21 protein-coding genes and 1 pseudogene are annotated in these 22,985 nt (G+C 68.5%); 14 read left to right on the top strand and 8 right to left on the bottom strand.

Annotated features, from left to right (window positions below):
- The first annotated feature begins 88 nt into the window (after nt 1-88).
- Both EV138_RS37180 and EV138_RS05215 read left to right on the top strand, forming a co-directional pair.
- Complete coding sequence (locus tag EV138_RS37180; protein WP_166678491.1) at nt 89-346, top strand: hypothetical protein; 258 nt, start codon at nt 89-91, stop codon at nt 344-346.
- The gene (locus tag EV138_RS05215) at nt 295-1,356 is read left to right on the top strand and encodes an MFS transporter (protein WP_166678492.1); all 1,062 of its coding nucleotides are present in this window, start codon (nt 295-297) and stop codon (nt 1,354-1,356) included. The genes EV138_RS37180 and EV138_RS05215 overlap by 52 nt, the downstream gene beginning before the upstream one ends.
- A gap of 42 nt (nt 1,357-1,398) precedes the next feature.
- On the opposite strand, the gene EV138_RS05220 is transcribed toward EV138_RS05215, so the two are convergent.
- Complete coding sequence (locus tag EV138_RS05220; protein WP_133977294.1) at nt 1,399-2,376, bottom strand: TerC/Alx family metal homeostasis membrane protein; 978 nt, start codon at nt 2,374-2,376, stop codon at nt 1,399-1,401.
- Between the two features lie 346 nt (nt 2,377-2,722).
- Here EV138_RS05220 and EV138_RS05225 point away from each other — a divergent pair, with 346 nt between their 5' ends.
- From EV138_RS05225 to EV138_RS05245, 5 genes are all read left to right on the top strand, one after another.
- Nucleotides 2,723-2,947, top strand: coding sequence for a DUF6458 family protein (locus EV138_RS05225; RefSeq protein ID WP_133977295.1), 225 nt, complete (start codon nt 2,723-2,725; stop codon nt 2,945-2,947).
- Between the two features lie 75 nt (nt 2,948-3,022).
- Nucleotides 3,023-4,051 (top strand): NADPH:quinone reductase, encoded by a 1,029-nt coding sequence (locus EV138_RS05230; protein ID WP_133977296.1) that lies wholly within the window; start codon nt 3,023-3,025, stop codon nt 4,049-4,051.
- Nucleotides 4,052-4,187: 136 nt separating this feature from the next.
- Nucleotides 4,188-6,287 (top strand): PQQ-dependent sugar dehydrogenase, encoded by a 2,100-nt coding sequence (locus tag EV138_RS05235; protein ID WP_133977297.1) that lies wholly within the window; start codon nt 4,188-4,190, stop codon nt 6,285-6,287.
- A gap of 50 nt (nt 6,288-6,337) precedes the next feature.
- Nucleotides 6,338-7,099: a class I SAM-dependent methyltransferase gene (locus tag EV138_RS05240; protein ID WP_133977298.1), complete on the top strand. Its 762-nt coding sequence runs from the start codon at nt 6,338-6,340 to the stop codon at nt 7,097-7,099.
- A gap of 96 nt (nt 7,100-7,195) precedes the next feature.
- Nucleotides 7,196-7,876: a formylglycine-generating enzyme family protein gene (locus EV138_RS05245; protein WP_238157969.1), complete on the top strand. Its 681-nt coding sequence runs from the start codon at nt 7,196-7,198 to the stop codon at nt 7,874-7,876.
- Here EV138_RS05245 and EV138_RS05250 read toward each other — a convergent pair.
- The 3 genes from EV138_RS05250 to EV138_RS05260 all read right to left on the bottom strand — a co-directional run bounded on the left by EV138_RS05250 (nt 7,873) and on the right by EV138_RS05260 (nt 11,881).
- Nucleotides 7,873-8,625, bottom strand: a complete 753-nt coding sequence (locus EV138_RS05250; protein ID WP_133977299.1) for an SDR family oxidoreductase — start codon at nt 8,623-8,625, stop codon at nt 7,873-7,875. The two genes, EV138_RS05245 and EV138_RS05250, sit on opposite strands and share 4 nt — an antisense overlap.
- A gap of 87 nt (nt 8,626-8,712) precedes the next feature.
- Nucleotides 8,713-10,149 (bottom strand): GuaB1 family IMP dehydrogenase-related protein, encoded by a 1,437-nt coding sequence (locus tag EV138_RS05255; protein WP_133977300.1) that lies wholly within the window; start codon nt 10,147-10,149, stop codon nt 8,713-8,715.
- A 91-nt stretch (nt 10,150-10,240) separates the two neighbouring features.
- Nucleotides 10,241-11,881 carry a phospholipase D-like domain-containing protein gene (locus EV138_RS05260; RefSeq protein ID WP_166678493.1) on the bottom strand — a complete coding sequence of 547 codons (1,641 nt, stop codon included), beginning with the start codon at nt 11,879-11,881 and terminating at the stop codon, nt 10,241-10,243.
- A gap of 138 nt (nt 11,882-12,019) precedes the next feature.
- On the opposite strand from EV138_RS05260, the gene EV138_RS05265 reads away from it, so the two are divergent.
- Nucleotides 12,020-12,466, top strand: a complete 447-nt coding sequence (locus tag EV138_RS05265) for a GNAT family N-acetyltransferase (protein WP_238157970.1) — start codon at nt 12,020-12,022, stop codon at nt 12,464-12,466.
- On the opposite strand, the gene EV138_RS05270 is transcribed toward EV138_RS05265, so the two are convergent.
- Both EV138_RS05270 and EV138_RS05275 read right to left on the bottom strand, forming a co-directional pair.
- Nucleotides 12,463-12,807, bottom strand: coding sequence for a VOC family protein (locus tag EV138_RS05270; RefSeq protein WP_133977302.1), 345 nt, complete (start codon nt 12,805-12,807; stop codon nt 12,463-12,465). The two genes, EV138_RS05265 and EV138_RS05270, sit on opposite strands and share 4 nt — an antisense overlap.
- A 62-nt stretch (nt 12,808-12,869) precedes the next feature.
- The gene (locus EV138_RS05275) at nt 12,870-13,349 is read right to left on the bottom strand and encodes a cysteine dioxygenase family protein (RefSeq protein ID WP_133977303.1); all 480 of its coding nucleotides are present in this window, start codon (nt 13,347-13,349) and stop codon (nt 12,870-12,872) included.
- A gap of 45 nt (nt 13,350-13,394) precedes the next feature.
- On the opposite strand from EV138_RS05275, the pseudogene EV138_RS37895 reads away from it, so the two are divergent.
- From EV138_RS37895 to EV138_RS05300, 6 genes and pseudogenes are all read left to right on the top strand, one after another.
- Nucleotides 13,395-13,448: pseudogene (locus EV138_RS37895) on the top strand (helix-turn-helix domain-containing protein); the annotation flags it as partial.
- A 36-nt stretch (nt 13,449-13,484) separates the two neighbouring features.
- The gene (locus tag EV138_RS05280; protein ID WP_238157971.1) at nt 13,485-14,186 is read left to right on the top strand and encodes a LysR substrate-binding domain-containing protein; all 702 of its coding nucleotides are present in this window, start codon (nt 13,485-13,487) and stop codon (nt 14,184-14,186) included.
- A gap of 346 nt (nt 14,187-14,532) precedes the next feature.
- Nucleotides 14,533-15,735 carry an epoxide hydrolase family protein gene (locus EV138_RS05285; RefSeq protein WP_133977304.1) on the top strand — a complete coding sequence of 401 codons (1,203 nt, stop codon included), beginning with the start codon at nt 14,533-14,535 and terminating at the stop codon, nt 15,733-15,735.
- 96 nt (nt 15,736-15,831) lie between these two features.
- On the top strand, nt 15,832-17,127 hold the full coding sequence (locus EV138_RS05290) for an epoxide hydrolase family protein (RefSeq protein ID WP_133977305.1): 1,296 nt from the start codon (nt 15,832-15,834) through the stop codon (nt 17,125-17,127).
- Between the two features lie 67 nt (nt 17,128-17,194).
- Complete coding sequence (locus tag EV138_RS05295; RefSeq protein ID WP_133977306.1) at nt 17,195-18,037, top strand: enoyl-CoA hydratase/isomerase family protein; 843 nt, start codon at nt 17,195-17,197, stop codon at nt 18,035-18,037.
- A gap of 108 nt (nt 18,038-18,145) precedes the next feature.
- On the top strand, nt 18,146-21,268 hold the full coding sequence (locus tag EV138_RS05300; protein ID WP_133977307.1) for an AfsR/SARP family transcriptional regulator: 3,123 nt from the start codon (nt 18,146-18,148) through the stop codon (nt 21,266-21,268).
- Here EV138_RS05300 and EV138_RS05305 read toward each other — a convergent pair.
- Nucleotides 21,252-22,001, bottom strand: coding sequence for an ABC transporter permease (locus EV138_RS05305; protein WP_133977308.1), 750 nt, complete (start codon nt 21,999-22,001; stop codon nt 21,252-21,254). The two genes, EV138_RS05300 and EV138_RS05305, sit on opposite strands and share 17 nt — an antisense overlap.
- Nucleotides 21,998-22,930, bottom strand: a complete 933-nt coding sequence (locus EV138_RS05310; protein WP_133977309.1) for an ATP-binding cassette domain-containing protein — start codon at nt 22,928-22,930, stop codon at nt 21,998-22,000. Before EV138_RS05310 ends, EV138_RS05305 begins: the two co-directional genes overlap by 4 nt.
- Nucleotides 22,931-22,985 lie beyond the last annotated feature (55 nt).

Consider the following 22,985-nt stretch of genomic DNA (forward strand, 5'->3'; position numbering starts at 1 on the left):
ACCCGTCGACTGCCCGCGAATCGTCCGGCAGCGACCCGGTCGGGCTTCGTCATGCCCGCACACGTGCTGCTTCCAGGAGTCACCGACGATGTCTTTGCCTGCCTACCGGGCCGCCGATCCGGCCCGCACCTACTACGCCTTCCAGGGCGGCTGGTCCTTCCTGTCCGCGCTGGCCTTCACGCTCAACATGGTCTACTTCGTCAAGGACGTCGGCCTGAGTCCGCTGCAGCTGGTCCTGGTCGGAACGACCCTCGAAGTCGCCTGTTTCGCCTTCGAGAGATCCCGACCGGCATCGTGGCCGACCTGTACAGCCGCCGGTTGTCGGTGGTCATCGGCTTCACGCTGATCGGTGCCGGGCTACTTCTTCAGGGTCTGGTTCCGGCGTTCCTGGCGGTACTCGCCGCTCAGGTCCTCTGGGGAATGGGGTACACCTTCACTTCGGGCGCCGACCAGGCCTGGATCACCGACGAGGTCGGTGAGGAGCGGGTCGGCCTGGTGTTCGTCCGGGCCCAGCAGGTGGAGCTGGCCGCCACCATCGCGGGTACGGTCGCAGCGGGCCTGCTCGGCCTGACCGCGTTGTCGCTGCCGATGAAGGTCGGCGGGGCCGGCACGATCCTGCTGGCGCTCGCCCTGGCGATCTTCATGCGGGAGGACAACTTCCACCCGACGCCGCGGGGCGAGCGGGAGACCTTCAAGAACCTGACCGACACCTTCAAGCACGGCCTCGCGGTCGCGCGGAGTCGCCCGGTGATCCGGAATCTGGCCCTGATCAGCCTCATCTCGGGGCTGTCCAGCGAGGCTTTCGACCGGCTGTGGTCGGTGAAGATCCTCGACGACTTCCGCTTTCCGGAGTTGTTCGGTACGGCGGATCCGGCGCTCTGGTTCACCGTGTTCGCGCTGATCGGAACGCTGCTGTCGCTGGCCACCTCGCTGGTGGTCAACAAGGTCTCGCCGGAGCGGATGACCGCGCTGCATCCCAACGGGCTGCTCGCCTTGCTCAGCATGTTCCAGGTGGCCGGCGTGCTCGGGTTCGCGCTGGCCGATCACCTCTGGCTCGGGCTCGCGGCCATGTGGCTCGGCAGCGTCGCCGCCACCATCGCCTATCCGGTCGAGTCCGCCTGGCTGAACCGCAACGTCGAGTCGCGATCGCGGGCGACCGTGATCTCGATGGTGTCCCAGTCCAACGCGATCGGCCAGGTCATCGGCGGACCACCGCTGGGCGCCCTGGCCGGCCGGACCTCGATCCGTACGGCGTTGGTCGTGTCCGGCCTGATCCTGACTCCGATCCCGGCTCTGTACCTCCGCCTCCGTCCTACCAAGGAAGCAGTCGAGGAGCCCACCGAGCTCAGGGCCTGACCGGCCTGGGTTGCGGGTCCGCGGCCACCCGCAGTACCAAGGTCAGTCGGCTTCGACCTCGACGCGGCGGCGGTCGCGGCCGGACTTGATCAGGCTGGCGACCGTGGTGACGATCAGGGTGGCGGCGATGAACCCGAGCGAGGTCGCGATGCCGATGTGCGGCAGGTGGATCGCGCCGATGTCGTCGATGTGCGAACCGTGCAGGGCCTCGATGATCAGCTTGACGCCGATGAAGGCGAGGATCACCGACAGGCCGACGTTGAGGTAGATGACCCGCTCCAGCAGGCCGCCGATCAGGAAGTACAGCTGACGCAGGCCCATCAGGGCGAAGGCGTTCGCGGTCAGCACGATGTACGCGTCCTGGGTGAGGCCGAAGATGGCCGGGATCGAGTCGAGCGCGAAGATCACGTTCGCCATCCCGATCGCGGCGATCACGATCACCAGCGGGGTGAGCATCCGCCGGCCGCTGGTCCTGGTGACCAGATTCGCGCCGTCGTAGTCGTGCTGCAACGGCAGCACTCGGCGCATGCCGCGGATGACGACGTTCTCCTGGAAGTCGGTGTCGTCGTTCTCGCCCTCGAGCGCCAGCCGGACAGCGGTGTACACCAGGAACGCGCCGAAGATGTAGAACACCCAACTGGCCGCCGAGATGGCCGCGGCGCCGGCCAGGATGAACACCGCGCGGAGCAGCATCGAGACCACGATGCCGATGTAGAGCACCTTGTCCTGCGCCAGCGACGGCACCGCGAACCTCGCCATGATGATGACGAAGACGAACAGGTTGTCGACGCTGAGGCTGTACTCCGTGATGTACCCGGCGACGAACTCGCCACCCGACGCGCCCGGGCTGAAGACGAACAGGCCGACCGCGAACAGTCCCGCCAGACCGACGTAGAACAGCACCCAGCGGGTGGCGTCCTTGATCGTGACGCTGCGCTTCCGCCGGGCGATCACGACCAGGTCGAAGGCGACGATCGCCAGCAGACCGGCGATGGTCAGAATCCACACGGTCGGGGACATATCGGACACCACAGGCATACCTCCGGACGGGCTCACTCGGCTGGTCCGGAGGTCTCTTCCGCCCGACAAGCTCGGACCGACAGCACCGGGTCGGCCTGGGGCCTTCCGTGATGACGACGCTGCCGCGAAGGAATACTCCCCTCCACAAACGTACCTACCCTACCCGCGCACGGACGGCGACCGCCGTGCCCGGGGTCACAGTAGACCGCCCTGCTTGCATCGTAGGCGCCCTACGGATTCCCGGGGCCACTCGACCGGACCAGTTTGTGAACGTGTGCGGTCGGGTACCCGCAGCAAGTGTCGCCGGACGGCTGTCCCGCGGCGCACCAACCTGTGGAGGTCTGTGATGGGAATCGGTGCGGGAATCTTTCTGCTCGCGGTCGGCGGCATCCTCGCGTTCGGCGTATCGGACCGGATCAGCGGCGTCGACCTGACCGTGGTCGGTTACATCTTGATGGGCGCCGGCGCGCTCGGCCTGATCCTGGTCGTCCTGCTCAACAGCCAGCGCACGCGCAGTTCGCACACCACCGTCGTCGAGGAGCGCCGCGACCCCCGCGACCCGCGGTACTGAGAACCCTCCCGGAATAACAGCGGCGCGACGACGGCTGTAGCCCCAGTACGCGATCGCTGATCCCTGGGAGTTCTGATGAAGGCAGTCGTTCATGACCAGCACGGCCCGGCCGAGTCCGTACTGCGGCTGGTGGACCGAGAGATCTCCGAGCCGGCCGCGGGCGAGGTCCGGGTCCGCGTGGTGGTCTCGGGCGTGAACCCGACCGACTGGAAGGCTCGTACCGGCATGTACGGCGGCGAGCCCGCGGCCGAATCGGTGCCGAACCAGGACGGCGCCGGTGTCGTGGACGCGGTCGGCCCGGAGGTCGAAGGCCTTGCGGTCGGGGACCGGGTCTGGCTCTCGCTGGCGGCGTACGAACGGCCTGGCAGCGGTACGGCGCAGGAGTACACCGTCGTACCGGTCAATCGTGTCTTTCCGCTGCCCGAGGGTGCCGATTTCGATCTCGGTGCGAGCATCGGAATCCCTGCGATCACGGCGTACCGAGCATTGACGGTTGCCGAAGACGGTCCTGACCGGCTGGCTCCTGGAGCCCTCGAGGGCAAGGTCGTTCTGGTCGCGGGCGGAGCCGGAGCGGTCGGCCATGCGGCGATCCAGCTCGCGCGCTGGGCCGGTGCCACCGTCATCGCGACAGTGAGTAGCGAGGCGAAGGCGGCGTATCCAACCGCCGCGGGCGCGCAGTACGTCGTCAACTACCGGGACGCCGATGCCGCCGAGCAGATCCGCTCGCACGCGCCTGACGGCGTCGACATCGTGGTGGAGGTCGCGGCAGGGGCCAACAACGCGCTCGATCTGGCCGTACTGCGAACGCGCGGCACCATCGCAATCTACGCGAACAACGGTGACCAGCCGTTCGAGGTGGACGTCCGCGCCAACATGGGCCTGAACTCGCGCTACCAGTTCGTGCTGCTCTACTCGATGGGCTGGCCCCTGATCACGGCCGCCGCCGAGGACATCAACGCCGCCATCGCGGCCGGCGCTCTCCCGGTCGGCGAGGCCGCCGGCCTGCCGCTGCATCACTTCTCCCTCGACCAGACGGCCGACGCCCACCAGGCGGTCGAATCCGGCACCACCGGCAAGGTGCTCATCACCATCAGCGAGGCGTGAGCTGCCGGCGGCTCGCCTGTGGGCGGGCCGCCGCAGCGGGTTGACAGCGGAATTGCCGGGTGGTGTGATGCAGAGCACGGTAGTTAGGAAACTTTCCTAACGAACTTTGCTCCTCCGTCCGCCCCAGGAGGCTCCTGTGACACCTCGTTCCCTTTGGCGCGCCGTCGTCTCCGGCTCAGCCACTCTCGCCGTCGTCCTGGCGCTCGCACCGTCGGCGCTGCCATCAGCAACCGCTGCATCGACCACTCCACAGGCACAAGCGGCCTCGACGGATTATCAGGCAGAGGACGCCACGATCTCGCAAGGCGTCGTCGAGTCGAACCACGCCGGGTACACCGGCAGCGGGTTCGTCAACTACGACAACCTCGTCGGCGGCTATGTCGAGTGGACGATCACGGCACCCGCCGGCCCGGCCGACGTGACGCTTCGCTACGCCAACGGGACGACCGCGGCCCGGCCCCTCGACTTCACCGTCAACGGAGTGGCCGGGGCCGTCGGCATCACCTTCCCCGGCACCGGCGACTGGACCACCTGGCAGACCAAGACGGTCCGGCTGACGCTTGCCGCCGGCACCAACAAGATCCGGGCCCGCGCGACCACCGCCGACGGCGGGCCGAACGCGGACAAGCTGACCGTCACCCCGACCAGCGACGACACCCAGCCGCCGTCCGCACCCGGGAACCTTGCCGTCAGCAACATCAAGTCGAACGCGGCCACCTTCACCTGGACCGCGGCGACCGACAACGTCGGCGTCGTCCGGTACGAGATCAACCGCGGCGGCAACGTGCTCAAGGTCGTCGACGCCAACACCTTGACCGCCACCGTCGACACGCTCACCTCGAACACCTCCTACGACGTGTCGGTCGGCGCCTTCGATGCCGCAGGCAACGCTTCGCAGCAGAGCAACGTGGTCACCTTCACCACCCCGACCAGCGGCGACACCCAACCGCCGACGGCACCCGGCAGCTTCCGCAGTACGAGTGTCAGTTCGAACAGCGTTTCCCTTGCCTGGAACGCTTCCACGGACAACAGCGGCAGCATCGCCGGGTACGACGTGTACCAGGGATCGGCCAAGGTCTCGACCACGAACTCCCTGACGGCGACGATCACCAACTTGTCGCCGAACACCGCCTACACGTTCATGGTCAAGGCTCGCGACCCCGACGGCAACGCGTCGAGTCCGAGCAATGCACTGACGGTGCGGACTGCGAGCGCGGGGACCGGCGGCATTCCGCAGTACGAGAAGGACATCGCGCGGGTCGACCTCGGCTGGAGCATCGCGTTCCTGCCGGACAACTCGGGGTCGGCACTCGTCACCGAGCGGGACCGGTTCGAGGTACTGCTGGTGACGGCGGCCGGGCAGAAAACCACGCTGGGCAAGGTTCCTGGGGTGGTCACGACCACCGGTGAAGGCGGTCTGCTCGGGATCGCGCTGTCGCCGAACTTCTCGACCGACCACTGGGTGTACCTCTATCACACGGCCGCGAACGACAACCGGATCGTGCGGATGAAGTACGAGAACGGCGTGCTGGCGTCGACCTCGGAGCCGATCCTGACCGGACTGGCGAAGAACCGCTACCACAACGGCGGCCGGCTGCGGTTCGGTCCGGACGGCAAGCTCTACGCGACCGTCGGCGACGCCAAGAACAGCGCCAACGCGCAGAACAAGGGCTCGCTGAACGGCAAGATCCTGCGGATCAACCCGGACGGTACGCCGCCGAGCGACAACCCGTTCTTCAGCACCGGCGGCAACGCGCGCTACGTCTACAGCTACGGCCATCGCAATCCGCAGGGCCTGGCCTGGGACTCCCGGGGCCAACTGTGGGCGGCGGAGTTCGGCGAGAACAGCCAGGACGAGCTCAACCTGATCCAGAAGGGCGGCAACTACGGCTGGCCCGCGTGCGAAGGCACGATCGGCGACTGCGGCGGCTACATCGCCCCGAAGCGCACCTGGTCGACCTCCCAGGCGGGACCGAGTGGTGTCGAGATCGTCAACGACTGGATCTACATCGCCGGTGTCACCGGACAGCAACTGTGGGTCACCCAGATCAACTCCACCGGCACCGGTGTCGGTACGCCGCAGGCCGTCTTCTCCGGTCGCTGGGGCCGCCTGCGCAGTGTCACCAAGACGCCCGACGGCGCGCTGTGGCTCACCTCCACCAACAACGACATGAACGGTGGCTCTCCGGGCACGATCGACAACTACATCGTCCGCCTCAAGTTCCCGGCCCCGTGACGGCCTGATCCGCAGTACCGGCGGCGGCGTGCGCTGGATAGGGTTGCTGGATGAAGCCCTCGGCGCACGCTGCCAGCCAATATGCGGAGACCACGGAGAATCTCGCCGCGCGGATCGCGCTGCACGCCTACAGCACCAATCCGCAGGACTGGTTCGCGTGGCTCGAGGAGCGGCTGCCGCTGGAAGGCGACGTGCTGGAGGTCGGCGCCGGTACGGGCAAGCTGTGGTCGCAGATCGACCACGTCGCTCGCGGTGTGCGACTCACGCTGGTCGACTTCTCCCCCGCGATGTGCGCCGAACTGCGCAAGATCCCGAGCGCCCAGGTGCACGAGGCGAACGCACTCGACCTGCCGTTCGACGACGCGAGTTTCGACACCCTGATCGCGAACCACATGCTGTACCACGTGGACGATCCCGCCCTCGCTCTGCGCGAGTTCGCCCGCGTACTACGCCCTGGCGGCAGGCTGGCCGTCGCGGTCAACGGCGGCGCCCATCTGGCCGAGCTCTTCGCGCTCACCCCGGTCATCGGCCACCCCGAACTGGCTCGTGGCCTGATCATGAACGACTTCACCGCCGAGGCCGGCCCCGGCTACATCGCCCGCTACTTCTCCGACGTCGAGGTCGAGCGCTACCCCTGCGACCTCGCCGTTCCCAGCGCGGACCCGATCATCGCCTACCTGGCCAGCCTGGTCGGCGGCCCGCTCACCCCGGCCCAGGAAGCCGCCGCCCGCGCCGCCGTCCAGCCCATCATCGATGCGCAAGGCAACTTCCCCATCCGCAAACACACCGTCCTGATCACCGCCACCCGCTAGGACTGCCCCGGCGGTCATCGAGTGATCGCCCGCTGCCGGACCGGCCGTTCCGTGGTACGTTCCGCCGGACTCGTGCGTGCTGGGGAAGGCGGTGCCGTGAAGCTGGATTCGGCTTCGGTCGGGGCCGTCGGGCTGGTCGGCATCGCGGCCGGCGCGATCGAGCTGCGCGACGAGGGCAGCCGGACGAGCTGGCGGGTCGACGTACCGGCGTACCGGATCGGCACGCGGGCGGTCACACCGGAGCTGTACTGCGCCGTAACCGGCGAACCGGAGCCGGCGGATCCGCGGCTGCCGGTGACAGATGTGTCCTGGCTGGATGCGATCCGGTTCTGCAATCTGCTCTCGGCCGCGCAGGGACTGCGGCCTGCCTATTCGTCGGGCGCCGATCGCGACGGGCTCGACGTGGTCTGGGACCGGGCGGCCAACGGGTATCGGTTGCCGTCCGAGGCGGAGTGGGAGTACGCCTGCCGGGCGGGCAGCTCCGGCGTACGGTACGGCGAGTTGGACAAGATCGGCTGGTACCGGGAGAACTCCGGCACGCATCTGCACAAGGTCGGTGGCAAGCTCCCGAACGCGTGGGGGTTGTACGACACCATCGGCAACGTCTGGGAGTGGTGCTGGGATCGCTACGACCCGGTGGTCTACGGCCCCTACCGCGTGTTCCGTGGCGGCGGGGCCTTCGACCACTCGCGATCCTGCCGGGCATCCTGCCGTCGCAAGAGCCATCCCACCTTCCGGATCGACGACCTCGGATTCCGCATCGCGCGCAATCCCTAGGACTGCTCGGTGACGTACTGGTCCCAGGTGCGCTTGCCGGTGGTGGCGCCGGTGAGGGTGAGGTTGTCGGCGTTGCGGTAGGCGCGGCCGACCTTGCCCGGCATCCGGATCGGCAGCTTCGGGCGCCGCTTTCCCTGGGCGTGCAGGTAGCTGTCGACCAGCTCGCGCAATCCGTAGACGGCCGGCCCGGCGAGATCCGGTACGGCGCCGGCCGGCTCGCCCAGTGCCAGTTCGACCATGCGGTCCGCCACGTCCCGCTCGTCGACCGGCTGGAACCGCAACCCGCCCGGCACCGGGACGATCGGCATCCCGGCCATCTTCTTCACGATCGTGTAGGTCAGGCTGTTGAACTGGGCCGCGCGCAGGATCGTCCACGGCACCCCGGACTCCCGGACGGCCTGCTCGGCGCCGAGCTTCTCCCGGAAGTAGCCGATCGGCATCTTGTCGGCGCCGATCACGGAGATGTGCACGAGGTGCCGTACGCCGGCTGCCGCGGCGGCACGGGTCAGGTTCGCCGCAGCGACCGCGTCGCCCTTCGCGCCACCCGCCAGGTGCACCACGATGTCGATGCCGTCGAGCTTGAGACCCTCACCCTTCACCAGGTCGCCCTGGACGTGCTCGATCCCGTCGCTGTTCACCCCGCCGCGGCGGCTCAGCACGCGGACCTCGTACCCGGCAGCCTTCAACTGCGGCAGCACCAGCTTGCCCAGCGTGCCGGTCCCGCCGGTCACCAGAATCGTCTCGGTCATGTCAGCTCCCAGTTCTCAGTGTTTCCGTCTTCTGCTCCTTCGACGGATCGACTTCGGGGACTGTGACCGGGTGCTTTGTGAGCTGGCTCACCAGCTGGTGTTGAGCGGCTTGCCCTCCGAATAGCCGGCCGCGGACTGCGTCCCGACGACGGCTCGCTGGTGGAACTCCGCCAGGGTCGTGGCTCCGACGTACGTGCAGGAACTGCGGACGCCGGACACGATGGTGTCGAGCAGGTCCTCGACGCTCGGCCGCTCCGGGTCGAGGTACATCCGGGCGGTCGAGATGCCCTCGCCGAAGAACCCCTTGCGGGCTCGCTGGAAGGGCGTGTCCTCCGCGGTACGGAGCTTGACCGCGCGGGCGGACGCCATCCCGAAGCTCTCCTTGTAGATCCGGCCGTCGCTGTCGCGATGCGGGTCGCCGGGCGACTCGTAGGTGCCGGCGAACCACGAGCCGATCATCACGCTGGACGCGCCGGCTGCCAGCGCGAGCGCGACGTCGCGCGGATGCCGGACTCCCCCGTCGGCCCAGACGTGCTTGCCGAGCTCGTGGGCTCTGGCCGCACACTCCAGGACGGCCGAGAACTGCGGCCTGCCGACGGCGGTCTGCATCCGGGTCGTGCACATCGCACCCGGACCGACGCCGACCTTCACGATGTCGGCGCCGGCCTCGACGAGATCGCTGACCCCATCCGCGGTGACGACGTTGCCCGCGACGACCGGCACCTGCGGATCCAGGGCCCGGACGGTCCGCAGTACGTCGATCATCCGCTCCTGGTGTCCGTGCGCGGTGTCGATGACGAGTACGTCGATGCCGGCGTCCAGCAGGGCTTTCGCCTTCTGCTCGGCGTCGCCGTTGATGCCGATCGCCGCCGCGACCCGAAGGTTGCCGGAGGCATCGACCGCTGGTTCGTAGAGGGTCGCGCGCAGCGCCCGTTGCCGGGTCAGGATGCCGACGATGCTGCCGTCGCCGTCGACCACCGGCGCCAGCCGGTGCCGGCCGTCGTGCAACTGGTTGAAGGCGTCCTCGGCCGCGATCCCGGCCGGCAGCGTCAGCAACTCGCGGGACATGATCCCCTCGAGCTGGGTGTACCGGTCGACGCCTTCGCAGTCGGCGTCGGTGACGACTCCGACCGCACGGCCGTTGTCGACCACGATGACGGCACCGTGGCCGCGTTTGGGCAGCAGGTTGAGCGCCTCGCCGACGGTCCCGGTCGGCGTCATCACCAGCGGGGTGTCGTAGATGGTGTGCCGCTGCTTGATCCAGGAGACCACCTCGGTCACCACCTCGACCGGGATGTCCTGCGGGATCACCGCCAGCCCGCCGCAGCGCGCGATCGTCTCGGCCATCCGCCGGCCCGACACGGCGGTCATGTTCGCCGCGACGACCGGGATCGACGCCCCGGTCCCGTCCCCGGTCGACAGGTCCACGTCCAGCCGCGACGAGACCGCTGACCTGTTCGGCACCAGGAAGACGTCGTTGAAGGTCAGATCCTGCTCCGGAACCCGCTCACCAAGAAACCGCACGCCGAACTCCTCACCCGTTGGGAGCTCTCACGGTACCCAGTTCGGTGATGCGGGAGCAGCGATTGCACCTTTCTGCACGCCGTGGTGACGATCAGTGGAACAAGAGTCGCTGGCGGTAGCTGGGCGTCGTCTTGTCGTAGTACCGGCCGACCCAGCTGTCGTCGGGGCTCAGGTACGCCGTGGCGTCGGCGGCGTGGAACTTCTGCACGAGATAACGGAAGTAGAAGTGGTTGAAGACCCGCATGAACTCGCCGAGATAGATGTCGGCCACCCGGCTGTCGCCCTGGATGATCAGCATGTTCTCGTCGTTCTCGTGCACCGACGGGTCGCTGAAGTTCCCCGACCCCGAGATCACCAGCGGCTTGTCGCCGAGCGGATCGATCAGCATGAACTTGGTGTGGGTGTACTGCACCATCGGGTTGAGACCGGTGAGCTGTTCCTTGGTCCAGCGGTCCAGGATCGCCGTGTGCAGGAACGAGCCGACTGCGACCTTGACGTCGTGGTCGGTCTCGAAGCGCACGCCACCAGGGCCCTGCTCCTTCTCCAGCACGAGGTAGCGCATCACGTCCGACTCGGGGGCGACCGCCGCGGCGATCTTGTCGTGCACCCCGAAGGCCGCCGTCATGAAGAAGGACTTCTTCGCCTTGGCCGCCTCCCCGGCGTACCAGTCGATCATGTCCAGCGTCGTGCGCGGACTGAAGATCGGCGCGACTCCCGCCGGCGGCGGAATGCTCGGCGTCGGTGTGGCCTCCGTATCGGCCGGACGCAGGCGGTCGTACTGCGGATCGACCGCGATCCGTTGCCAGTAGTCGAAGTACTGGTTCGCGATCTGCGCGTCGCGGACCAGATGGCCGACGTTCGACTGGCCGAAGACGCCACCCCAGGTGATGTTGGTCGAGCCGGTCCAGACCTCCTGCGGAACGCCGTCCTGCAGCAGCACCAGGAACTTGTTGTGCGCGATCGCGCTGTTGGACTTGCGCGGAATCATCGCGTCTTCGAGCCCGGCCGCCTTGATCGCCGGCTCGCTCTGCTGCCAGACCTTCTTCCGCTTCGGATCGTCGCTCGGCTTGCCCCGCCGGTCGTAGACGATCTGTACGTCGACTCCGCGCGCGACGGCAGCCGCAAGCGCCTCCAGCACGGGCGGATAGGTGAACTCGTAAACCGCACCCCGCAACGCGAACCCGGGCCCGGTCGCCTTGTTGATGTACGCGAGCAGCGCCTCTTCCAGCCCCCTGGACAACCAGTCGTACGCCGGATCGCTGCGATCACCTTCTCGCGGCGGCCGGCCGAACTTCTGCGCATAGGCCTGGCTACCGGCCACTCCCCGGTTGAAGTGCACGGCGTGCCGACCGGTGTCGACGGACTCCGTCATCACCTTCACGGTCACGTCCTGGCGTACTTCGAGGTTCTTCGGCTTCCCATAGAGGGCCACCACGCGGTACTCGTAAGGGCGGCCCGGCTTGGCCGTGTAGTCGCCCCAGAGGAAGCTCTGCAGCGGATGTTCGCGCAGGCTCACCGAGGACCCCGGCGGAATCCCGGCCGACAACTCCTTGAACACCTTCATCCCGCGCAACCAGTACCGCTCGTTCTCGACCGGATCGAACCGCTCGATCGCGAACCCCAGCAGGCCTTTCGTCCGCGCCTTCGGCAGGTCCAGCCCGAGCAGCACCACATAGGTGCCCGCGATCGCGTGCACCTTCAACCCTCCCGCGACACCCGCGCGACTACGCATGACTCCCCCAAAGCCGATTCCCCAAGGCAACTGGTCGTCACCGCCAGTCACCACCCTGTTCTGACGGTACTGCGCGGAGTCGGGCATAGCGAGACCTCGGATGATCGCGCCGCTCAGCCGGTTGGAATACTTGGCTCGGTGGATTCAGTACTGCGTTCCGCTGTGGCCGGCGATGTCGAGAAGGTCGCGGAGCTCCGAGCCGTGGTGATGCGGCCCGATCTGGAACGGCTCGGGCGCTACGACGAGCAGCGGGTGAGGCAACGGCTGCGGGACACGTTCTCGCCGCAGTACTCGTCGATCATCGAGGTCGGCGGGTCGTTCGCGGGGAGCGTCACTGTGCGACCGGTCGACGACGGATTGTTGCTCGAGCACTTCTATCTGGCTCCGCCGTTCCAGGGCCGCGGGCTCGGATCGTCGCTGTTGCGCGACTTGCTGGAGCGCATCGACGCCGACGGTCTCCCTGTCCGGTTGAACGTGCTGCAGGGCAGTGCGGCCCGGCGGCTCTACGAGCGCCACGACTTCGTGGTGGAGTCCGAGGACGCGATCGACGTCTTCATGGTGCGCCTACCTCGCAGTACGAGCTAGGTCGCGGGACCACCGCCGTACCCGAACTCGTTGCCGTCCGGGTCGTTGTAGGTGACCTTCCGTACGCCGTTGTCGTAGGTCTCCCGCTCGACCGGCTCGATTCCGCGCGCGCTGATGCCGTCGATCACCGGGTCCAGGTCTTCCAGGAACACCGTGTTCACCGCATGACCGGCCCGCTCAGGCGCCTCGATGATGTAGACGTAGCGATGCTCGGCGATCTCCCACACCGCCTCCTCGTCATTGGGCAAGAACGCCGGCGGCCCACCCAGGAACCGCTCGTACCACGCCTTCGCCGCCCCGATCTCCCGCACCGCGATCCCGGCAAACAAGTCAATCGTCATCCTCTCAGTACACCCCACCACCGGCTCTCCGCGAAGCGCGTCCCCGCCAGGCCGAAGGTCGATCAGTTGTAGAACCGGCGGGCGCTGGTGCCGATTCGGGTGACGTCGGTGCCGTAGATGTGGAGGGAGATGGCGGTGGTGTCGCCGGTGTTGTGGACGCGGTGGATGTCGCCGGGGGGCGCGAAGCCCCTGACGTCGCCGGTGTGGTTGTCGCTGCGGCCGACCAGGTTGAGGTCGGCGTCGTACAGCTCCTCGTGCTCGGTGCCCTGGATGACGCCGAAGACGCACCAGGTCACGTGGTCGTGGATCCGCGTCAACTGCCCCGGCCGCCAGACGAGCGCGATGATCGAGAACGAGCTGTCGGGTTCGACGTACAAGGTGTGGCTTGTGTACCGATCGGGTGAGCCGAGTCGCTGCTGTGCCGTCAGTACTGCGGGAGTCGGCAGGTGCCGGCGTAACTGGTCGGCGACGAGCTCGGCTGTGCCCGACCAGTCGGTGCGGGCAGCGACCGCCGTACGGACGCCATCGATGAGTTCGGTCATCGACGCACTCGCTCGGCACGGCTCGTCACCGGGGCGGCCAAAGAGCTGCACTACTCGCAGCCGACGGTCAGTCACCACCTCGCCCGGCTCGAGGCGGAGACCGGTGCGCAACTACTGCAGAAGGTCGGCCGCGGCGTGCGGCTCACGCAGGCAGGGCAACTCCTCGCCGACCGCGCCGCCGAGATCATCGGCCGGGTCGACGCCGCCGATGCGGAACTCGCGGCTCACGTCGGGCTCACCGCCGGGCGGGTCCGGTTGGCCGGCTTCTCTTCGGCGATCGGATCCTTCGTACCCCGAGCGGCGGCCGCCCTCGCCGCCGGCTACCCGGGCCTGCAGATCACCCTCACGGACACCCATCCGATCGAAGCGCTCGACCTGCTGCGCGCGGGCCGGATCGAGGTCGCGATCATCTTCCGGTACGACGAGAGCGAACCCGAGCCGCCCGGCGTACGCCTGCATCACCTGCTCGACGACCCCATCTACCTGCTCACTCCGAAGCGCGTGAAGAACCTGGCCGCTCTGCGCGACGCCACCTGGATCGCCGGTTGTGAACGTTGCCGCAGTCATCTACTTTCCGTCTGCGACGCCGAGGGCTTCGAACCCGACGTCCGCTACACGACCGACGACATGGTCGTCATGCAGGAACTCGTCGCAGCCGGCCTCGGCGTCACCACCATCCCCGGTCTCGCCCTCCAGGCCCACCGCACCAAGAAGATCGTCGCCACCCGGCTCCCCGGCTCCAACCGCCACGTCTACGCCGCCACGTACGGCGAACCCCCCGACCCACCCGCCACCACCGCCCTCCTCACAGCCCTGACCCAAGCCACCGCCGGCTAGCTCCGATCCCCCGGGCCGTCATCAGCTGAACGAGTGCGGGCGGATACGGCAGGCCCGTGGCCATCACCGCCCGCCGCGTCCTCGTCAACGGCGGGCCCGGAATCATCGCCTGATCCACCACCACCGGCAAAACCCCTCACCGTCATGTGCGCTTTCCGGCTCGGCCACCGCAGAGGGCTAGTGGATCCACTGGGGGGCACGGGGGACGGACCCCAGCGTGTCGACCAGGGTGTTTCACGGGCGCGTGGCGGACGAGACGTCGACATGCTGGTGTGCGTCCAGGGAGCTGGTTTCGCTCGGACCTGGATGTCTTCGTGCCGGTTCCGATTGAGAGGCAGTGCGTGACATGACCACGCTCGAACGGCAAGTGAGCCATGCGATCCGACCGTTCACCGTCCGTTTCCGCGACGCGGCGCTCGACGATCTGCGCCGCCGGCTGAGGGCGACGCGCTGGCCCGCCCGGGAGCTCGTCGGCGATCGCTCGCAGGGGGTGCAGCTGGCCACGATGCGGGCGCTGGGCAAGTACTGGGAGAAGGACTACGACCTACGGCGAGTGCAGTCCCGGCTGAACGCGCTGCCCCAGTTCACCACCGAGATCGACGGCGTGAACATCCACTTCGTCCACGTCAGGTCCAAGCATCCGGACGCGCTGCCGCTGATCATGACTCACGGCTGGCCGGGATCGGTCATCGAGATGCTCGACTCCGTCGGCCCGCTGACCAACCCGACCGCGCACGGCGGCACTCCGGCGGACGCATTCCATCTCGTGCTGCCGTCACTGCCGGGGTACGGCTTCTCGGCCGAGCCTGCCGAGGTCGGCTGGGACCTTGTGCGCACCGCCCGGGCCTGGGCAGTGCTGATGCGCCGGCTCGGCTACGACCGCTACGTGGCGCAGGGCGGTGACGTCGGCGCCGGTGTCACCGACGCGCTCGGACGGCTGGGCCCGCAGGGGCTGGTCGGCATCCACACCAACCTGCTGGTGCCGGCGCTCAACGACCCCACCTCGCTGCCGGACGACACCGAGGAGGAACGCGCCGCGCTCGCCGCGATCAAGGTCTTCCAGACCAGCGGCAACGGGTACTTCGTGGAGATGGCGACCCGGCCGGAGACGATCGGGTACGCGCTGCTGGACTCGCCGTCCGCGCTCGCCGCCTGGATGATCGACCACGACACCGACGCCTACTACAAGATCGCCGGCGCCTTCGTCGACGACAACCCCTCGGGCAACCTCACCCGGGACCACATCCTCGACGACATCACCGCCTACTGGCTGACCGGCACCGGAGCGTCAACGGCCCGGTCGTACTGGGAGGCGTACGGGCCGGACGCGCCTGCCGCGGGCGGCCCGCCGCTGCCGGATCCACGGGTTCCGGTCGGGTTCAGCACGTTCCCCGGCGAGATCTGGCGGACACCACGCAGCTGGGCCGAAAAGGCCTACCCCACGCTCAACTACTTCGGGGTAGCGGAACGCGGCGGCCACTTCGCTGCCTGGGAAGAGCCGGAACTGTTCGCGGCGGAACTTCGGGCCGCGTTCCGTCCACTGCGATAGCCGCAGGCCACGAACCCGAACACCGCAGCCACGCCGACAGTGGCGCGCAGCGAGCTGAGTGCGCCGCCCGTACATCGAACCTTGAGGTGGAGAACCATGACTTCGTCCGCATCCCAACCCACTCGACGGCAGGTGCTGCAGGGCGGCCTCGCGGCCGGCGTCACCGTCGCCGCGTACGCCGCGCTCGGCCAGGCGCCGGCGAGCGCGGCACCGTCCACCGGCCCGACCGGGATTCGCCCGTTCCGGGTCGCGATCCGGCGTGAACAGGTGGCCGACATGCGCCGCCGCATCGCCGCAACCCGGTGGCCGTCTGCCGAGCTCGTCTCCGACCGCTCGCAAGGCGTACAGCTGGCAACCGCTCAGGCCCTGGCCCGGTACTGGGCGAGGAGCTACGACTGGCGGCGGTTCGAGGCGAAACTCAACGCGCTGCCGCAGTTCACGACGGAGATCGACGGCGTCGACGTGCACTTCATCCACGTCCGCTCGCGGCACCGCAACGCACTGCCGCTCGTCATGACCCACGGCTGGCCCGGCTCGATCGTCGAACTGCTGGAGACGGTCGGCCCCCTCACGAATCCGACCGCACACGGCGGCACGGCGGCGGACGCATTCCATCTGGTACTGCCGTCGATCCCGGGCTACGGCTTCTCCGGCAAACCGACCGAACTTGGCTGGGACACCAACCGAACGGCCCGCGCCTGGGCTGAACTCATGCGCCGCCTCGGCTACACCCGCTACGTCGCCCAAGGCGGTGACGTCGGCGCGGCCGTCACCGACAACATCGGCCGCCTGGCACCCGCGGGACTACTCGGCATCCACCTGAACCTGCTGGTCCCGGCGTTGGCCGGCACCGGCACTCTGCCGAAGACGACCGACGAGGAGAAGGCCGCACTCGCCGCACTCCAGGTCTTTTCGACGAGCGGCAAGGGCTACCTGGTCGAGCAGTCGACGCGGCCGCAGACGATCGGTTACGCACTGCTGGACTCCCCGGTCGCGCTGGCGGCCTGGATGCTCGACCACGACACCGACAGCTACCTCAAGATCTCCCGCGCCTTCCGCGGCGGCTCGCCGTCGGGCAACCTCACCCGCGACCACGTCCTCGACAACGTCTCGGTGTACTGGCTGACCGGCACCGGGGAGTCGGCTGCCCGCACCTACTGGGAGAGAGCGCAGACCGCCGCCGCGGGCCGCACCCCTGCGCCGGTGACCGTCCCAGTCGCGTTCAGCGCCTTCCCGGGCGAAATCTTCCAGGCACCGCGCACCTGGGCCGAGAGCAGCTATCCGACCCTCAGCTACTACAACAAGCCCGCGCGAGGCGGACACTTCGCCGCCTGGGAGGAGCCCGAAGTGTTCACTCAGGAAATTCGTGCCGCCTTCCGATCACTTCGCTGACCCGAGTAGCGCGGCGGACGACCAACCCCGGCCGGAGGACCGGCCCGAAAGTCAGGAGCAGCAGGACATGGGTGCGACAGAACAATTCCACATCAACGAGGTCTCCCCGGCCTACTGGCGGGTGACCTTCGACAACGGCCCGGTCAATCTGCTGGATCCCGACACCGTCGAGCAGCTCGGCGCGCTCATCGGACGCATGGAGAACGACCCGGACCTCACGGTTGTCGTCTTCCGCAGTGACAAACCGGGGTACTTCATGGCCCACTGGGATTTCCTGGCCGACACCGCCCGCGTGGCGGGAATGCGGCCCGGCCCGACGGGCCTGCATCCGTACGTAGACAACTTCGTGCGGCTGAGCAGGCTGCCGGTAGCCACGATCTCGGAGATCCGCGGGCGGACCCGTGGCGCCGGCAGCGAGTTCGTTCTCGCCACCGACATCCGCTTCGCGTCGGAGAAGGCGGTCCTGGGGCAGTTCGAGGTCGGTGTCGGCGCCGTCCCCGGCGGAGGTCCGATGGCACGGCTGGGGCGCCTGGTCGGCCGCGGCCGTGCGCTGGAGATCCTGCTCGGCGGCGACGACATTCCCGCCGACCTGGCCGCTGAGTACGGCTATGTGAACCGGGTCGTCCCGGACACTGACCTCGAGGCTTTCACCGACGCGTTGGCCCGCCGAATCGCAGCCTTCGACAAAGTCGCGGTCAGCGGCATCAAGAAGCTCGTCGACGCGGCCACCCTGCCAGGCGACGAAGAATTCGCGGCCGGGCTTGCCGCCTACTTCGCCACCGCGGGCCGCCCGCAGCACCGGCCCTTCGTCCAGCTCCTGCTCGACAAGGGACTCCAGCAGCCCGACGGCATCGAGGTCAACCTCGGTGCTGCGATCGGAGAGCTGCAACAGACCCCGTCGGCCGGCTGAAGTCATCGAACCGCCTGGTGCGCGTGAGCCAGGTGGCCGTCGTCGCGGGTCCTTCCCCCTGTACGGCGGAGTGGCGGACTTGCCCGCCTCGCATGGCAAGATCGGGTGGTGCAGATCGGGATGCTAGGGCCGTTCGAGGTTCGTACCGGCGACGGCGTCCTCGCCGAGGTGCCGGGGGCTCGGTTGCGGGGACTGTTGGTGGCGTTGGCGCTCAGGCCGGGGCAGGTGGTTCCGAAGGCGACGCTCGTCGACTGGATCTGGGGTGAGCAGCCGCCGGCCGAGGCTGCGAATGCCCTGCAGCGCTTGGTTTCCCGGCTGCGAAAGGTGCTGCCGATCGAGGGGCATCCGGACGGCTACCGGCTGGCCGTGGAGCCGGACGCTGTCGACGCCGTACGGTTCGAGCGCCTCCTCGGTCAGAGCCGCGGCGGCGAGCGGATCGAGCTGCTTCGCGAGGCGCTGAGCTTGTGGCGTGGCGATGCGCTGCAGGACATCGGTTTGCAGGACAGCGGCGCGTTCGACGCCGCGGTCACCCGGCTCGAAGGACTACGCCTGGCGGCCCTGGAGGACCGGTTCGATGCGGAGATCAGCCTCGGCCACGGCGCCGACCTGGTCACCGAACTGACCGATCTGGTCGCTGCCCACCCTGTCCGGGAACGGCTCGTCGCAGCGCTGATGCGTGCCCTCGTTGCGGCAGGACGGGACTCCGAAGCACTGGGCGTCTACCAACGCACGAGAGAAGCCCTGGCCGACGAGCTGGGCGTGGACCCATCGGCGGACTTGTCCGCAGTGCACGTCGCGTTGCTGCGCGGCGAATTGAGTAAGCCCGCGGACGCCGCCCTCGAGACCAACCTCCGCGCCGAGCTGACCAGCTTTGTCGGCAAGGAGGCTGACGTCGCCGAGGTTCGCGAGCTCATCGGCGGGCATCGGCTGACGACGCTGATCGGTCCGGGCGGCGCCGGGAAGACCAGGCTGGCAACGGAAACCGGACAGACACTGCACGGCGAGCTACCGGACGGCGTCTGGCTGGTGGAGCTCGCGCCGATCGGGGCCGACGGTGACGTGGCGCAGGCGACGCTCGCTGCGCTCGGCTTGCGTGACGCGCTGTTGAGCGACACGTCGGATCTGCAGCCGACCGACCGCGCGATCGCAGCGCTTCGCGAGCGGGAGGCGCTGCTGATTCTGGACAACTGCGAGCACGTGATCGAGTCCGCGGCGGCGTTCGCCCACCGGGTCCTCGGCGAATGTCCGCGGTTGCGAATCCTCGCGACGAGCAGGGAGCCACTCGGCATCACCGGTGAAGCGCTGTGGCGGGTCGTGCCGTTGTCTCTGCCGTCGGCGGAAGCGGATCCCAAGGAGATCGAGTCCTCGCCGGCTGTCCGGCTGCTGCGGGACCGGGCGAGCGCAGTACAGAAGGAACTCGCAGCCGATGCCCGGACGTTGGCGACCATGGCACGTGTCTGCCGGGCACTGGACGGCATGCCGCTCGCCATCGAACTGGCCGCGGCCCGGTTGCGCACCATGTCTCTCGATCAGCTCGCCGAGCGGCTCGACGACGTCTTCCGCCTGCTGACGGGCGGCAGCCGCACTGCGCTCCCCCGGCAGCGGACGCTGCGCGCGGTGATCGACTGGAGCTGGGCGCTGCTGAGCGATGCCGAACGGGCCGTACTGCGAAGGCTCTCGGTGTTCGCAGGTGGCGCGAGTCCGGAGGCAGCCGAGCGAGTCTGCTCCGGCGACACGGTCGAGGCAGGCGAGGTGTTCGAGCTGCTGACCGCGCTGACCGAGAAGTCGCTGGTCGTCGCCGACATCGACGCCGCACCGCGGTACCGGATGCTCGGCACGATCAAGGAGTACGCCGGGCAGCGGCTCGCGGAGGCGGGCGAGGCCGAGTCGGCGCGCCGTGCTCATCTCGCCTACTTCACAGAGCTCGCCGAGACCGCGGAGCCGCATCTTCGCCGCGCCGACCAGCTGGAATGGCTTGCGGTGCTCCGGGCCGAGCACGACAACCTCAGTACGGCGATGCGCGGTGCGATCTCGGTCGGCGAGGCCCAGGAGGCGATGCGGCTCGCGGCGTACGCCGGCTGGTACTGGTGGCTCAGCGGCCACAAGGCCGAGGGCAACGATCTGGTCATGGCGGCCACCAGGGCGCCTGGCGAAGTTACCGATGAGATCCGGGCGAGGGTGTACGCACTGGTCGTGTTGTTCCTGAACTCGGGGCCGGGCGACCAGCGCGTGGCCAAGGAGTGGATCCACGAGGCCCACCGGATCAGCCGGCGCCTTCAGGCGGCGCCCGCGTTCCTGGAGCTGGTCGACCCGCTGGAGCGGATGCTGGAAGGGCCAGGTGACTTCCTGTCCGCCTGGGAACCCTTGCTGGACAACGAAGACCCGTGGGTCCGCGCGCTGACCCGGCTGCAACTCGGCAAGCTGCGGATCGTGCTCGGCCATGCCGGGCGGGAGGCGGACGACAATCTCGAGCTCGCCCTGACGGAGTTCCGGTCACTCGGCGAGCGGTTCGGCATCTCGTTCGCCCTGAGTGAGCTGGCGGAACGGATGGCCGTCCGCGGGGATTTCGCCGGCGCGTGCGAGTACTACGATCAGGCGGCCGCGGTGGTCATCGAAGTCGGTGCCGTGGAGGATGTCCTGCCGATCCGCTCGCGCCAGGCTCAGCTGTACTGGCTCCTGGGTGACAAGGAATCGAGCGACGCCGCGATGGCCGAAGCGCGGCGGTACGCCGAACGGGTCACCTGGCCGGGCTCCTTGGGCATGCTGGCCCTCACGAAGGCAGAACTGGCCCGCTGGGGCGGCGACACCGCGGAGGCACGCCACCAGGTCGGCGTCGCGCGAGAGATCCTGGGTGACGAGGCGGAGCAGCCGGGCATCCGGGCGGTGACCCACAGCCTGCTCGGCTTCCTCGCCACCGATCCAGCCGTTGCCCGTGAACACTACGCTGCCGCGTGCCGGTCGGCGGCCGAAGGTGGGCACGCACCGGCGACGGCACAGGTGCTGGTCGGCGTGGCAGAGCTTGCCTTGCGCAACGACCAGTACGAGCAGGCCGCGCGACTGGTTGCCGCAGCCATCGGCGTACGGGGACTGCCTGATCGGTCCCAACCCGATGAGGCCAGGATCGAGCAGGCAGCGCTGAGCCGCCTCGGCGAAGCGAAGTTCGCGGAGGCGGCTCGAGAAGGCGCGGAGTCGAACTGGAGTCAGCTGGTCGAGATCACGCTCGCTTCGTGAAGGTGGAGCGCGCCCAGAAGTAGCCGACGAGGGAGATCGCGACGCACCAGGCGACGGCGGTGATCGCGTCGCTGGACGACGGCGTACCGGCGAGCAGGCCGCGCAGGGTCTCGATGATCGGCGTGAAGGGCTGGTACTCCGCGAACTGCCGGACGCCCGGGCCCATCTTCTCCGCCGGCACGATCGCGCTGCTGAAGAACGGCAGCATGATCAGCGGTACTGCGGCCAGCCCCGCGGTCTCCGGCGACTTCGCGAACAACCCGAGGGCGACCGTGAACCAGCCGGTGGCCACGCCGAGCAGTACGACGATGCCGAGCACACCCAGCCAGTCGGTGAAGCTCGCGGACGGCCGGAAGCCGAGTGCGAAGGCGACCCCGACGAGGACCACGATGGCGACCAGGTTGGTCAGCACGCTCGCGACGACCTTGCCGGTCAGTACCGCGCCGCGGGGTACGTCCATCACCTTGAACCGGTTGATGATGCCCTTCGTCATGTCCGCGTTCGCCGAGGTCGCGGTGGCGCCGAGGCCGTAGCAGACGGCCAGCAGCATCATCCCCGGCGTCGCGTAGTCGACGTAGTCGACACCGACGGAGAAGGCGTCGCCGAGCAGGTACACGAACATGAACAGCATCACGACCGGCATCAGGATCGCGTTGAAGACCGACGTGGGGTTGCGGGCGATGTGCTTGAAGTCGCGACGCAGCATGACGATCGAGGGGGACTTGGTGCTCATTTCGCGACTACCTCCGTGGAGTGGCCCGTCAGGGCGAGGAAAACGTCATCGAGATCGGGGGTGTGCACGGAGAACTCCTCCGCGCTGAGTGCGTACTCGTCGAGCCGGTCGAGCACGGCCCGCAGCGACCTGGTGCCGCCGTCGCTGGGGACCTTGAGGGCCAGCGCCTCGTCGTCCCGGGTGGAGTCGGGGAAGATCGCGGCCGCCTCGTCGAGCTCGGCCTCCGTGCTGAAGCGCAACCGGACGTGGGTGCCGGGGAGCTGCCGCTTGAGCTCCTCAGGGGTGCCCTGGGCAACCAACTTGCCCTGGTCCAGGACGGCGATCCGGTCGGCCAGCTGGTCGGCCTCCTCGAGGTACTGCGTGGTGAGGAACACCGTCACGCCATCGGCCACCAGGTCGCGGATGATCGCCCACATCGTCCGCCGGCTGCGCGGGTCCAGCCCGGTCGTCGGCTCGTCGAGGAAGATGATCCGCGGGTTGCCGACCAGCGTCATCGCCAGGTCCAGCTTGCGCCGCATACCGCCGGAGTACGTCGAGGCCGGTTTGTGCGCCGACTCGGCCAGATCGAAGCGCTCGAGCAGGTCCGTCACCGTGCGCTGATCGGCGCCGGAGGTGAGATCCACCATCAACTGGAGGTTCTCCTGCCCGGTCAGCAGTTCGTCGACGGCCGCGAACTGCCCGGTGACGCCGATCGACGCCCGCACCGCCTTGGCCTCGGTCGCCACGTCGTGCCCTGCGACCCGGATGTTGCCGGCGTCCGCCTGGATCAGCGTGGTCAGCACGTTGACCGTCGTCGTCTTGCCCGCCCCGTTCGGCCCCAGCAACGAGAACACCGTCCCGGCCGGCACCTCCAGATCGATGCCGTCCAGCACGACCTTGTCCTTGAATCCCTTACGCAGCCCGGAAACCGCGATCGCCATATCTGTCATGCCTTGAGCTTCCCGGCCCGCCCGGACACCGCCCTGACACGCCCCTGACACGCCC

It is taken from the genome of Kribbella voronezhensis, assembly GCF_004365175.1.
GTDB classification, from domain to species: domain Bacteria; phylum Actinomycetota; class Actinomycetes; order Propionibacteriales; family Kribbellaceae; genus Kribbella; species Kribbella voronezhensis.